Raw genomic sequence first — 12,641 nt, forward strand, 5'->3', positions numbered from 1 at the left:
ATCCCTCCTTAAGCAGTTATCTTCTTGACTCTTACGAAACCTTTATACATTGCTACATTACCACCTATCCATACTGAGCCACGATAAGCTATTTGTCCAGTTTTAAATTTATAATCTCTTGATTCTTCTACTTCTATATCTGAGAATACAGGCATTTCATAACCTTCTAATTTTCCATATGCCATACATAAAGTATCTGCTGCTGTTTTAGTAGATGAGAGTGCAGGACAACCACTGTTAATGATAAAAGGAACTTTGAAACTATCGTCTGATGATATTGTTCCAGTGTTTCCATTTAACTCGATCTTATAAAGTTTCTTATCGTCTGTTCCTCTTATAGCTGCAAATTTAGCAAGGTCTAATTTATTTAAGATTAAATAAGCATCTCCTTCAACATCTTCATCTCCACCATACCCGAATACTATTTTATCTAATGTATCTTTATCAATTTCAGATATTTCTACTTCTTCTCCATCACCTACTGGAATGACTTTTGCTGGTGCATTGAAAATACCTGTTATTGCATTTGAACCTCCTGCTCCTAATACAATCTGTTTAGTTATTTTCTTTCTAAGTGATTTTTCAATACTATTTCTAACTAAAGTCTGATATTGAATATTAGGTAATTTCTTGGCTTCATCTGTAATCTCTGTATAAGCTGTTATTTTAGCTTTTCCTATGGATACATAATCAAATTCTGGATCTGCATCATGGTACTCACCATCTTCTGTTGTATAGTCACCTTCACCACTTGATTTCTCAAATGCCTTTGAATAGCTTTCTCCACCCTGTAGTGGTACAGCATGTACCTTGTCAATTAGTCCTGATACTTCATTGAATGTTTTGTTTATGTCTCTACTATATTTATCTTCATTGACAAGCTTACCACTTCCTAGTGATACAGCTCTGAAAGTTGGCATTTCATCAGTACTGAATTTTACTGCTTTACCATCTTTCAAGGTTTGCCCTCTTTGTTCATATTTCTTTTCTATTTCTGCTCTTTCTTCATCAGGTTTTGTGTATGTGGCTAATGGATTGAATCCTCCTACTGGTAATGCATTTCTTTTTTCTTCAATGTTCTCCTGCTCTCTTTTTTCGATGTTAGTTTCATTATTTAATTCAGTTTCTTCTATTTCCTCAATCATTCCTCTTAGCTCTGCTATATCTCTGTTGATTTCTTTTATTTCATTGTTTATGCTTCTTAGTTCAACTACATCTTTAGCTTCTTTATTCTTTGTTTCTAGTTCCTGCATTCTAGCTTCTTTCAATTTTAATAATGCTAATAATTTCTCTTTCATATTATTCACCTTTTACCTTTCTTATCGTGATATCAATTTCATTCTGGTTTCTTAATCTCAATACCTCTGCTTCTTGTTCTGCTCTGGAGTTCTCCAACTCTTTTGACTTTACATTATCCAAAGTGGCTTTAGCGTTATCCAATGCTTTTTTGTCACGAGCATTTATATCAGTACCCTCATAAGCTGGGTAATTGACAGCACTTACTTCTCTTACTTTTGCAATCTTTGAAATGTATCTTGTAGGCATATCACTATCAAGATCAGTCCATCTTTCTTCTTCAACGTAAAAAATAAAAGACATTCCATTAATGTCTCCTCTTTTTACAGCACTGTATAAACTTTTTGCTTCAACGTTGTTATCTACATCCAAGTCGGCTTTTACATACAAGCCTTTTTCATCTACCTTTAACTGCATTGTTGAGTTTCCTTCTTCTTTCCTGCTTCTTGCTAAAGGTATCTTATGCCATTCATGATTGGCACTGAAGAGTACATCATCAAAATCAGTATCATCAAATGCCCCTCTTTCAATGACTTCATAGAACCAGTCGGCAATATTGGTTCTTTGATTGTATACTGCTGCATGACCGTCTATGTAAGTTCCTTCTTCACTTGCCCTGATGTCTGGGAAGCCAAAACTTCTTATGACTTCTATGTCCTTTTTAGGCATCTGTTCTTTATCCATCTTCTTTTCCCTCCATTCTTGCTTTATTTAATTGATATTGATTAGCTATATTAACATCAACATAATTAAGGCTCATATATCTTTCATCCCCACCTATGTATGGAGGATAACCAAATAACTCTAATAAAGCATTGTTTGTCAATGCTCCTCTGTTCCCTAGAATATCTGCAACTGCTATTTTGTTTTTAACATTGGTAAATAGTAGTTTTTGAGGATAGAACACTATTTCATTCCCATGGTTCAGCTTTTCTTTACTGAATATAGTTTTTGAAAATGCCTGCCCCAAACTGATTACTAATGGTTCAATAGTTTTTTCATAAAAAGCCTGGTATTGTTCATCTGTAAAATCTCCTGTTAAGATAGGCAGTGATACTCCAAACCACTTAAGAACTTTCATTTCCAAAAATCCCATGGTATCTTTATCTATGATCTTAGGGTCAACTTGTAATGGTATGTATTCACCTTTTACATCTAAGGGTAATATTCCTGATTCTCCACTAGATATTCTTTTTTCAAATTTATTCTTTTCTTGAATAAGCTTTTCCTCATCTACCATAGAACCATATTTATACACCCCTCTTATTTGTAATGATGTTTTTATTGCCTTATCCAAACCTTCTATTACGGTATCATTAGTTTGTAGTATCTTTAATAAGGCTTCATTGTCAGGCTGTCCATTCATACCTCCACCCATTACTTCATTTACTGAATACCTTAGTCTTAGGTGTATAAGGCTTTCATATGGAAGTGTGTAATTCTCTCCACTTGCGAATCTCATTTCTACAAACATCCTGTTGCTTTCATCCTGCTTGAATGTAACCACTTTAGGATCTAATGGATAAAATCCTGTGTACTTTCCATCTTTATACGTAGGATATATGAAAACGTTGTAATTTAAATACAGCTGCCAAACTATCTTTTCCAAGAAGTCTTTTGTTGTCATTAGTTCATTAGGTGAAAACTTGAATAACCTGTTAAGTTCACTATTTACTCTTACCTGCATACCGTTTGGATCATTTCTTATGTGTTTAGGCATCAGCTTACTACACTCTGTTGCAATGCAGTTGATACAATCTTGTACAATATCGGATGCATATATGTTCTCTCCAAACTGTGAGAATATAGGCACGTTTCCATTCATGAATCTAGCGTATCTTGTTATCCTTCGTTTGTTCTTGAATTTTGTTAGTGTATTAATTAGTCCCAGCTTTCCTCACCTCCTCCTAAATGATGTTCATGTATTCTGTTCGATATCTTTTAAGTAATACATATAAGATTATCAATGTTACTGAACCATCTATTCTTTGTGTAGCATCTGATGATTTTATGGGATATATCAATCCTTCTTTATCTACTTTCAGACAGGTATTCAATAAGCACCATCTATCAACTGGATTACTGTTATATATTATTAGACCGTCTTTGAAATCAGCTTCTACAGACTTCATTGGATTAGATAATGTGTATTTGTCCATTGGTACATTCTCAACATCTATATCAAGCTTTTCATCCATTTCCTTACGCCAGTATTTAGCATTCCATTTATCACATCCAGCTTTGAATATCCTTATCTTGTATTTCTTCCAAAGTTCTTCATGCCACTGAGTAATCTTGGAGTAATCAATATCATTTCCTTCACTTTTTGTAATGTATCCTGCTTCAACCCATTCTTTATAAGGTGCTTCTTTAGAATTTAATTTTGATTCAGGAATGAAGTATTTTGATATTATGTATTTCTTGTTGCTGTTAGGTTTCATTATCAGGACCTTGGAACTTGTTAAGTCTGTTGTTTCTGATAAGTCAGTACCGCTGAAACCAAAGCAACCTCTAAACTCTTCATAGTCAAATGTTGCATCATTACTTATGTCTGCTTCTTCAAGCCACTTGGCAGCACTGGTCTGTTTAACATTGAAGTCTTTTGCTAGTACAAAGACTCTATCTGATCTTTTAGCTTGTGCACTTCTTATTTGTGATACCAGGTAAGCTTCTTTTTTACATACACCAAGATTAGGATTTGCTTTATACCAACTTATTTCATCTTGAAATATTTCTTCTTCTGAATCCTGAGTATATAACCAAACTAAGATATCAGGATCTTCTCTTTCACCATTTAATACTTCTCTTCCGTATTTCAGTTCTTCATCAAGGTATCCGTCATTAATGAATCCTTCTGTGGTTATATTAATAAATAATGGTTCATCTTTTGTTGATTGAGATTGCTCTATTGATTTGGCTATGATATTATCTTTCATCTCATGACTTTCATCTAATATAGCAAAATCAATATTTCTTCCTTCTTTGTTCCTAGTCCTGTCAGATAGTTTTTTAATACTGGACCTGTTAATCAGGTTGAACATACCCTTCTGATTTTTATGGGTCCTTTTCTCTTTAGGATCAAATATCTCCCTCATGGTGTTAATCTCATCATAGATGATACTTGCCTGGTTATCATCGTTTGATGAACATATCAAATCAGAACCACCATTACCACACATGAATTCAGCCATACTTAATGCTCCACATATTGCTGACTTTCCATTCTTTCTTCCAATGAGAAGTATCACTTTCTTGAAACGTCTCAACTTTGTGTCAGACCATCTGAATGAATATATGACTTCTATTAAAGCCTTTTCCCATAATTCTAATATGAATGGTTTCCCATAGAATGGTGACTTTGTATGTTTACAGAATGTTTCTATAAACTCTGTCCTTAGTTCTGAAACTGAAATATCATAGTAGTAATCAGGATTATCCAAGTCATTTATTAAGTTTTCAAGGCAGGTCATCAGCTCCCTACCTATAATTACTATTTCACCCTTTTTTATCAGGTTCTTAATATCTACAGGTGCATAATTCAAGGATTCAAAACCTTTTATGGCTTTATTGTAGTATTCAAGTAAATATGAATGTTCATCATCAATGGTGTTAAGACTTAAATTTATATTTGCCATTTCATCACTTCACTTGCTGCTTTTCTTTTATCCACTTGTCAAAAGCATCATCATCCTCAATAGCATTTCTATTCAAGATACTATTTAGTACTTTTATAACTACAGAATAACAATTTACATTTTTAAGGAATTGCTTACTTGATTCAAATGTTTTCTGTAAGCTTTTATTGGTAGGATGCACTTTCACCATACCAGTTTCTTTCATGATCTCTTTCAACCCATGATTCTCAGCATATAAAAAAGCAGCATCTTCTATAAGACCCTGCACCAGTTCTCTTTGATTATCTTCTACATCTTTAAAGATGTTGGATAATTTCTCATACTCCTTTTTATATACTTGTGATTTTTCCACTTTTCTAAAAACCTCCACCGATTTTCAAATTTTTTGGTTGCTGTGAGAAATACCTTCCCCCCTACGGTCTTTCGGTGTTGCCCTATTACTATTCATGGGGGGGATCAATAATCTTTTTTGTTATCCATCCTCACAACCTCTTCATTATTCTTTATAACTCCTAAACCATTTATCTATGTATGATGAATATTCCTTTATGCTTCTACCATCAATACTAGTCTTTAATCTATTTAGACATTCATCTTTGTCTGTATCAATTAAAATAAGTTCTGCACCTAGTTCCTTTACCAGTCTGTCTCTCTTGTACTTATCTGCATAACCACCTATTACCCAGGCATTATTCCATTTACCATATCTAGTTTTTATATTATCTATCAAAGCCTTTTGAACACTGATGATATTAAATAATAACTTATCAGGTTTATCATATCTTGGTAATAAAGTGACAGCTTCATATAGTCTATCCATATCAACTACTATGTCATTATCTGATTTATGTTCAAGTACATAAGTTGTTTTACCTGAACATGGTGGTCCATAGACAATGTAAACATTCTTGTCTTTCTTCTTATGTCCACCTTGGAATCTATCATGTCTTTTATTGTGACAGCCATTACATAACACCTTAACTTTATCTGAATTAAGAGATACCATGGCATCATTGACATTGTTAAGTGTTAAGATTTCTTCATGATGTACCTCTATTTGTTTATGCTCTGTAATAATCTTTCCACAATCTTCACATACAGGACCACGTTGCAATATAATCATCTTTCTGAATTTCTTCCACTCTTTAGAATCATAGAAGCTCTTTAATGTACTCCACATGTTACCATTCCTTTAACTCTAATTCTTTCTTAAATCTAGCACTTCCTGTTCCATTCTTAGCTTTTGTTTACTAACTTCTTTTCTATGCTGCAACTCTGGATTAGTAATCTGTACTCTAAGTTTATCAACCCTTAATCGTTGCTCTTCTGTTGTCATTTCCCAATTAGCATGAAGCATGTCATCATATTTTTTAATCATACCAGATAATGTTGTCATAGCTCTGCTTTGAGCATTTAAGAAGTTCGCTTGTTTATCCCAGGCGAATTGTATTTCATATTCCTTACTATTCATTTTGTCACTACAAGTTGTTTTCTTTAACTCTTTTGTCATATCATCTTTATCATTAACAAACATTACTTTTTGTGATCTAATGATAGCTGCCCATAAAGTAATTATCTGTGCCCATATAATTTCTATTGGATCAGCATTAGCATCTTCTAATTCCTGGACAATACTCTTAGTTTTTGTTGGATAATATTTGGAGTACCATCCATCTGTCCTAGCATTTTGATTACGTATAGGTGCTCCACCCAAATTACCTAATGCGTTCTGATTACCTAGTGGTGCTCCACCTTTTGGATTATACTTTACATTCCATTGGTCTATCTTTTTCCAGTATGTAATATTTCTAGGCTTCTCATTAAGTATATTAGCAATTTGTTTTATGGTTATCTTCCCATGATGTTCTTTATAAATTTTAAATGCTGCTAACCTATTAGGGTTCTTTTCTTTTGCCACTTTATCCCCCCTTAAGTTTTAACTGTACTTTTTATACTGTACTCAAAACCTTAGTAATTCTTATATATATAATTGACAAAATATATTTAGTTGAGTTGTTTTATTTGAAATTCCATTTTTTTATGAACAGTAACTAATAATAACAAATAGTAATAATATTACTTTTTTGAGATAAAAAAAATAATGCACAAAACTCTTTTTATCTCATGATTAATAAATAAACTATAAAAATATGGCTCAACCCTCCATTATTACTGGCTTCATGGTCGTTTTTTATACTAAACTGCAAATCAGTAATAACATATAGGATTACGGATTATATTTTTAAGTTGCATTATATAGAAGTTATTTTTCCATCTTATCATAAATAAGTAACCTCGACATTTTTACGGATTCCAATGTAAAATTTATAATCTACTGCCAGCAATTTTAGCAGCACTTTCTTTTGCTTCATCTTCAAGCCCTAAATATATCTTAGTTACTTCAATGCTTTTATGCCCTAATGCTATGCGTACGTGTTCCAATGAACCTGTAGCATCATATATTCTTCGAGCATATGTTTTTCTAAGGCTATGACCTGTAATCTGCTTTAAGTTGATATCTGGTTCATTTGCAACCTCTTTGAGTATGTCAGAAAAACTATCTTCACCAATATATTGACTTCCTTTTCCTTTGTTGCTGATGAATGCATACTCTGAAGCTTTTCTACCTTGAACAAATTTCTTAAGTATTACTTCCAAAGAAGGAACAATTTCATGTTTTCTTGGCTTTGGTTCTTTTTGTGTAGAATTAGGATGTTTGAATTTATGTGTCCTCCATGCCTTAATCTGCTTACTTTCTTGAATTTCAAAGAAACCATTTTCTAAGCTTACCCTGATATCGCCAACTGTTAAGCAGACTAAATCTTGCATTCGATATCCTGTAGCTACTCCTAGTAAAAATAGAGTTATGTTTCTTTCCTTGAACTTGCTGCTCTTCTCTTCCAGCCTATACTTGAACCGATCATATGATTCTTCTGGTATAGGTTTTGCTGGCTTCTTTTTTGACACTTCATATTCCACCTCCTTCATTTGGGCATGAAAAAAGCCCTGTAGTATAACAAGGCTTCTTAAAAGTATATAAATCTTACTACTAGCATATTAACATGTGTAATACCGTAAAATACCGTAAATTTTATATTGCTGTTTCTTCCTTTATTTTTTTTATATATTTCTCTAATGAACTTAAAGAAATATGAATCTTATTTGCAATTTTCCAGTTAGGCATTCTTGGATTTTTTATTTTATACATTATGTATTGTTTTTTAATATCAGCTAAGCTATTAATTGTTTTTTCTAACCCTTTTCTTTGACCATATAATTCTTCTAGTTCCTCTTCTAATTCTTTTATAAAACCAGTCAATATTTTGATATTATTAGCTGTAGTAAATATATCTTGTTGATAAAGAGAAGTTTGTATTTTATCTTGGCTATAGTCAATACCTTTTACTTCTAAGGGAATATATATTTTCATATTCTTTTGTAAATCCCTTTTTGCTGTTATTAATTGACTTTCCTGTACAGCTATACGTTCTGTTATCCTTCTGTATTCATCTATTATGTTCACATTATCGCCTTCTTCCTTTGTTAAATAGTCCTTTAAGGTAGTTATATATTTTTAAATTTTGCACTTCAACATACACTTTGTTACCAGTTTTTATTTACTGTAAATGATGTTTTTTTATCTATCTCCATTCCATTGTAAGTAAGTAAACTATTTATGTTATACTTCTTACTTCCATGTTTAAGAGGTAGATCAACATTCTCCAAGTTCACCAAAATGGGATCTTCAAAAAGAGACCATTCCGATACTTCGGGTCGTACCGTTATTTCTACTTTATTATTAGGCATTTCTTTATATTCAGATCTATATCTCTCTAATTCGATTTTTACCCGTGCCTTTATTATCAATCTTTTACCTGTTTTACTATACCATACATTAATAGAAAGTAATTTTATCTTTATTGATTTCCATATAGGCTTTACAAGAGGGTTTAATCTTGTAACCTTAGTATTAATAGGTATACCTTTATCACTTAATCCTATGTTGACACAATAGGTAATGGCTTCTCGTGTTCCTTCACGAACCACACTACACTTCTCTTCTTCAGGAATTATTGGTTTTTGTATATGCTCACAATCAATTGCTTGAAGAATTACCTCAACACTAACCCCAGTAGTAAATGAAATAAAGCTAACTTTAATTATCCCATAAACATCAGCAGTATGAATATCTATACTTTCTAAAAACTCCTTGATAACTGTTTTTCTTGTATGATAATCTGTATAACGAACTCTTCCTTTAGCCAAAGCATCTCCTATTTCACTATATGAAATTCGATAACACCCAGTACCTATGTATGAAAGCAAAGATGCCCATGGTCCCCAAGCTCCAAAGCCAGCTAAAGAAGGTGGTGCCCAAACTGTAGTACGAACCATTATTCTTAATCCCCTTTAAAACTTTAATATAATATAATATTCTTATATACATGGTTATGTTCCTCTATGCTTTATTAATTATTATGACATTTAGAATACCTGTATTTATTTTAATCAAGTAAGGTATCCCTTTACTAAACCAAGCCTTTGTGCCTATATTTGCATACCTAAACAATGTGATATAATATCTTATTGGAGGTGATTTTAATGAACCTTATCACAATATTTTTTATACTAGTTAGTATAGCTAACTTCATTGGTTGTATTTATTACTTTGTGTCTTCAAACATATCACTAGCTATTTTCTGTGGATTTGCTGCTTTATTGAGTATCCTTAAAGTACTTTCAGACAAAGAGAAGTTAAAAGCTGAAAAGGATACAATCAAACAATAATATATACATCGCTAGAGGATTATTCCCTCTAGCAGTCATTCAAGATTTTTCTTATATGTTTCTCTTTAGCCCTTCTCTAAACACAATATTTCCGATTATACGCTCAATTTTTCATATCGTTTACAGTCAATGCCACCTTTTTCATATTTCTTATAGTATCCATAGCTGCAATAATATTCATAATAAATATTACTCCAACTTCCATCGTATTCTTGATCTCCATTTCCTTCACATAGACAATGTATACAACTTTTACATTTTTCTTTTGGTTCGTTATATTCTTCCATTTCTTTCTCCCTTCACAAAATTAATTATTTGCCTTTAACTTAAAACATCCCTTAACGCTTTAGTGGGTACAACATAAACCGGCATAAGATTTATGTTATCTTTATGGTTTTCTGGTTTACTTATAAAAACAAAATGGTATCTCCTTCATCTGAAATATTACGTTGTAGTGTTACTTCGCCATGTACAATCTCCATATTTCTGCAACCTTTTTTGATTCTTCCATAAGCACCATTAGTTACAACTTCCTTACCTTCTACAAATTTATTCATCTTTTTTCTCCCTTCACTAAATCATATCTTTAATCTTCAAATAAGCTATGTTATAATATTTAAGTTATTAGGAGGAGTTTCATTGCTTATTTTTATGAAGACACACAAGATTGAATTAATTTTAATACTGATATACATAACACTTCTTTCTATGAGTACCTATCCATTTTCTATTAGGTTGCTTACTTTTATCTCTTTTATGGATTACTTTTATATCTACCCCAATAGAAAATGCAATAAAATTTATAAGGTAATTAATATATGCTTAATTTTGCTTGCAATAATATTATCTATATATAGTATTCTAAACTAATATTTAGTCTATATTTCCAATTTATATTGACATATTGCTGTTCCTAATCGTTTTTGTGATATGTCTTTATAGTCATTATTCAATTCAAATCCTATGTAATTACGATTGTTTTCCCATGCAACTAACGCAGTTGTTCCGGATCCCATGAACGGGTCTAATACTATTCCGTTTTTAGGACATCCAGCGAATACACATGGTTCAATTAGCTTTTCAGGGAAAGTTGCGAAATGTGCTTGTTTAAACTGGCTAGTTGATACGGTCCATACAGTTCTTTTGTTGCGCACACCATTTTCATTTACTGCATTACCATGGCTTTCTCTTTCTGAAGTAGAGGAATTATTAAATGATTGTCCCTTAGTATAGCTGCCGCCACCTCTAAATGTTTTTGAATTTCCTTTTCCTATTACAGCTTTCATCGCTCCATTTCTTTTACTTCCACCATTAGCTCTGTCACTGCCTTTTTGATTTTCAATGTCTTGTGATAATCTTTGAATTGTAGATGCGGCTATAGGTTCCATAATTGATTGATAGTCATAATAGTACTTTCTTGACTTCGATAAAAGAAATATATACTCATGTGCTTTGGTTGGTCTATCCTTTGCACTTTCAGGCATGCAATTTGATTTACTCCATATGATATCAGATCTTAAATACCATCCATCATCCTGGAGTGCAAAAGCAATTCTCCATGGTATACCTATTAAGTCTTTAGGTTTTAGGTTTATCTTCTTTAATTCTTGAATTTTCTCATACCTACCACCTTTGGGGTTATGCTGCTGCTGTTGATAGAATACTGGATTTAATACTGCCTTTTTTCTATCTCCACCAGTACCAACATAGCTATCACCTAGATTAAGCCAAACTGTACCATCTTTCTTTAGAACTCTTTTTATTTCTCTAAATACTTGGACCATATTTTCTATGTATTTTTGCAAGGTATCTTCTAATCCTATTTGACCATCAACACCATAATCTCTTAATCCCCAGTATGGTGGTGAAGTTATACAGCAATCTATTGAATTATCATCTATGAGTTTTAAACCCTTTCTACAATCCATATTGTAAATTTTATTAATCTCTAACATATTCCACCTACCTCTACAAAACTTAGTTTTAGTTCAAATCTACTCCTCTTGAGATTCAAGTTCTTGTATCTTCTTAAGATACTCAGCTGGAGTTATTTTCCCTAATTCCAACAAATCCTTTAAGTCTAACTTCTTTTGGAATATCTCGTACTGCTTACCATCTGTCTGCTCATAGTTAATAAAACCACTGACAGGCTTTTTCTTTTGTTTTGACTGAGGTTTTGCTCTGTTAGCATATGTACCCTCTAGTATCTTAACTGGATTGTCACTCTTTATTAACCAATCAAAATTGCAAGCAAGCCATTTTCCATTTCTTCCTGATAGGAAATCACTCTTTTCAGCCAGTTCAAATATTTGATATATCCGTTCGATATCTTTATTAATAAAATTAGAATTATATAATACTCTAATAAATTTCTTACGCTTATCTGTCAGTTTTTGAACCTTTGGTAGAGAAACACATATCTCATTGTATTTATCAACTATTTGTTGATATGGTATCTTCTTTTTTTCGTTTGATAATGATTTATTAGGCTCATTGGTTTTACTATATATATTACTAACTGTATTATTAGATACTGTATTACTCTCTACCAAGTTTTCCGAAGGGGGTCTGTCGACATGTCGAAGGGGGTCTTCGGTATCTCGAAGGGGGTCTTCATTATCTTCAGAAAGTAATCTCTGCTTATTTATTACATTTATGACTCTCTTGATAATCTGCTTACCCTCTTTGATATAATTTATCTTGATGAAACCCTTAGTCTCTAGTGATTTAATCACTTCTGAACATCTATTCTTGGATAGCTTGAAAAAGTTTGAGAAGTGTTCATTCATTGCATAACACCCTCCATTGTTATCCAGTGAATCAATTTCAACTAAGAATAGTTTTTCTTGTGTTGTAAGGCTTTGTGATAACCATATTTCTTTTGGTATCCATATGCCTTTAAAGTCTCTTTCCATGATCTAT

At 32.3% G+C, this 12,641-nt stretch carries 15 protein-coding genes; 1 reads left to right on the forward strand and 14 read right to left on the reverse strand.

Features of this window, described 5'->3' with window-relative positions; genetic code table 11:
* Window positions 1-8 precede the first annotated feature (8 nt).
* From HYG85_RS04585 to HYG85_RS04630, 10 genes are all read right to left on the reverse strand, one after another.
* Window positions 9-1,298 carry a phage major capsid protein gene (locus HYG85_RS04585; protein ID WP_212692484.1) on the reverse strand — a complete coding sequence of 430 codons (1,290 nt, stop codon included), beginning with the start codon at window positions 1,296-1,298 and terminating at the stop codon, window positions 9-11.
* Window position 1,299: 1 nt separating this feature from the next.
* Entirely contained in the window at window positions 1,300-1,980 is a 681-nt protein-coding gene (locus HYG85_RS04590) for an HK97 family phage prohead protease (RefSeq protein ID WP_212692485.1), read from the reverse strand.
* Window positions 1,973-3,121: a phage portal protein gene (locus HYG85_RS04595; protein WP_212692486.1), complete on the reverse strand. Its 1,149-nt coding sequence runs from the start codon at window positions 3,119-3,121 to the stop codon at window positions 1,973-1,975. The genes HYG85_RS04590 and HYG85_RS04595 overlap by 8 nt, the downstream gene beginning before the upstream one ends.
* Window positions 3,122-3,203: 82 nt before the next feature.
* Window positions 3,204-4,931: a terminase large subunit gene (locus HYG85_RS04600; RefSeq protein ID WP_212692487.1), complete on the reverse strand. Its 1,728-nt coding sequence runs from the start codon at window positions 4,929-4,931 to the stop codon at window positions 3,204-3,206.
* Window positions 4,932-4,935: 4 nt separating this feature from the next.
* Entirely contained in the window at window positions 4,936-5,283 is a 348-nt protein-coding gene (locus tag HYG85_RS04605) for a hypothetical protein (RefSeq protein WP_212692488.1), read from the reverse strand.
* A gap of 144 nt (window positions 5,284-5,427) precedes the next feature.
* Window positions 5,428-6,111 carry an HNH endonuclease gene (locus HYG85_RS04610; RefSeq protein ID WP_212692489.1) on the reverse strand — a complete coding sequence of 228 codons (684 nt, stop codon included), beginning with the start codon at window positions 6,109-6,111 and terminating at the stop codon, window positions 5,428-5,430.
* Window positions 6,112-6,129: 18 nt separating this feature from the next.
* The gene (gene terS, locus HYG85_RS04615) at window positions 6,130-6,849 is read right to left on the reverse strand and encodes a phage terminase small subunit (protein ID WP_212692490.1); all 720 of its coding nucleotides are present in this window, start codon (window positions 6,847-6,849) and stop codon (window positions 6,130-6,132) included.
* Window positions 6,850-7,256: 407 nt separating this feature from the next.
* Complete coding sequence (locus HYG85_RS04620) at window positions 7,257-7,898, reverse strand: tyrosine-type recombinase/integrase (RefSeq protein WP_244971278.1); 642 nt, start codon at window positions 7,896-7,898, stop codon at window positions 7,257-7,259.
* 124 nt (window positions 7,899-8,022) lie between these two features.
* The gene (locus tag HYG85_RS04625) at window positions 8,023-8,454 is read right to left on the reverse strand and encodes a hypothetical protein (RefSeq protein WP_212692492.1); all 432 of its coding nucleotides are present in this window, start codon (window positions 8,452-8,454) and stop codon (window positions 8,023-8,025) included.
* An 80-nt stretch (window positions 8,455-8,534) separates the two neighbouring features.
* Entirely contained in the window at window positions 8,535-9,326 is a 792-nt protein-coding gene (locus HYG85_RS04630; RefSeq protein WP_212692493.1) for a hypothetical protein, read from the reverse strand.
* Window positions 9,327-9,533: 207 nt separating this feature from the next.
* Between HYG85_RS04630 and HYG85_RS04635 the strand changes: the two genes are divergently transcribed.
* The gene (locus HYG85_RS04635; protein ID WP_212692494.1) at window positions 9,534-9,719 is read left to right on the forward strand and encodes a hypothetical protein; all 186 of its coding nucleotides are present in this window, start codon (window positions 9,534-9,536) and stop codon (window positions 9,717-9,719) included.
* 95 nt (window positions 9,720-9,814) lie between these two features.
* Here HYG85_RS04635 and HYG85_RS04640 read toward each other — a convergent pair whose 3' ends face one another.
* The 4 genes from HYG85_RS04640 to HYG85_RS04655 form a co-directional block, all read right to left on the reverse strand.
* Window positions 9,815-10,006 carry a hypothetical protein gene (locus HYG85_RS04640; RefSeq protein ID WP_212692495.1) on the reverse strand — a complete coding sequence of 64 codons (192 nt, stop codon included), beginning with the start codon at window positions 10,004-10,006 and terminating at the stop codon, window positions 9,815-9,817.
* 120 nt (window positions 10,007-10,126) lie between these two features.
* Complete coding sequence (locus HYG85_RS04645) at window positions 10,127-10,276, reverse strand: hypothetical protein (protein ID WP_212692496.1); 150 nt, start codon at window positions 10,274-10,276, stop codon at window positions 10,127-10,129.
* Between the two features lie 321 nt (window positions 10,277-10,597).
* Window positions 10,598-11,674, reverse strand: a complete 1,077-nt coding sequence (locus HYG85_RS04650) for a DNA-methyltransferase (protein ID WP_212692497.1) — start codon at window positions 11,672-11,674, stop codon at window positions 10,598-10,600.
* Window positions 11,675-11,713: 39 nt separating this feature from the next.
* Window positions 11,714-12,634 (reverse strand): helix-turn-helix domain-containing protein, encoded by a 921-nt coding sequence (locus HYG85_RS04655; RefSeq protein ID WP_212692498.1) that lies wholly within the window; start codon window positions 12,632-12,634, stop codon window positions 11,714-11,716.
* Window positions 12,635-12,641: the final 7 nt, after the last annotated feature.

The organism is Vallitalea guaymasensis (assembly GCF_018141425.1).
Classification (GTDB): domain Bacteria; phylum Bacillota; class Clostridia; order Lachnospirales; family Vallitaleaceae; genus Vallitalea; species Vallitalea guaymasensis.

Coding starts and splice junctions, on each gene's coding strand:
- HYG85_RS04585 (WP_212692484.1), bottom strand. CDS start 1,298: ATGAAAGAGAAATTATTAGCATTATTAAAATTGAAAGAAGCTAGAATG.
- HYG85_RS04590 (WP_212692485.1), bottom strand. CDS start 1,980: ATGGATAAAGAACAGATGCCTAAAAAGGACATAGAAGTCATAAGAAGT.
- HYG85_RS04595 (WP_212692486.1), bottom strand. CDS start 3,121: ATGAATGGAAACGTGCCTATATTCTCACAGTTTGGAGAGAACATATAT.
- HYG85_RS04600 (WP_212692487.1), bottom strand. CDS start 4,931: ATGGCAAATATAAATTTAAGTCTTAACACCATTGATGATGAACATTCA.
- HYG85_RS04610 (WP_212692489.1), bottom strand. CDS start 6,111: ATGTGGAGTACATTAAAGAGCTTCTATGATTCTAAAGAGTGGAAGAAA.
- HYG85_RS04630 (WP_212692493.1), bottom strand. CDS start 9,326: ATGGTTCGTACTACAGTTTGGGCACCACCTTCTTTAGCTGGCTTTGGA.
- HYG85_RS04635 (WP_212692494.1), top strand. CDS start 9,534: ATGAACCTTATCACAATATTTTTTATACTAGTTAGTATAGCTAACTTC.
- HYG85_RS04640 (WP_212692495.1), bottom strand. CDS start 10,006: ATGGAAGAATATAACGAACCAAAAGAAAAATGTAAAAGTTGTATACAT.
- HYG85_RS04645 (WP_212692496.1), bottom strand. CDS start 10,276: ATGAATAAATTTGTAGAAGGTAAGGAAGTTGTAACTAATGGTGCTTAT.
- HYG85_RS04650 (WP_212692497.1), bottom strand. CDS start 11,674: ATGTTAGAGATTAATAAAATTTACAATATGGATTGTAGAAAGGGTTTA.
- HYG85_RS04655 (WP_212692498.1), bottom strand. CDS start 12,634: ATGGAAAGAGACTTTAAAGGCATATGGATACCAAAAGAAATATGGTTA.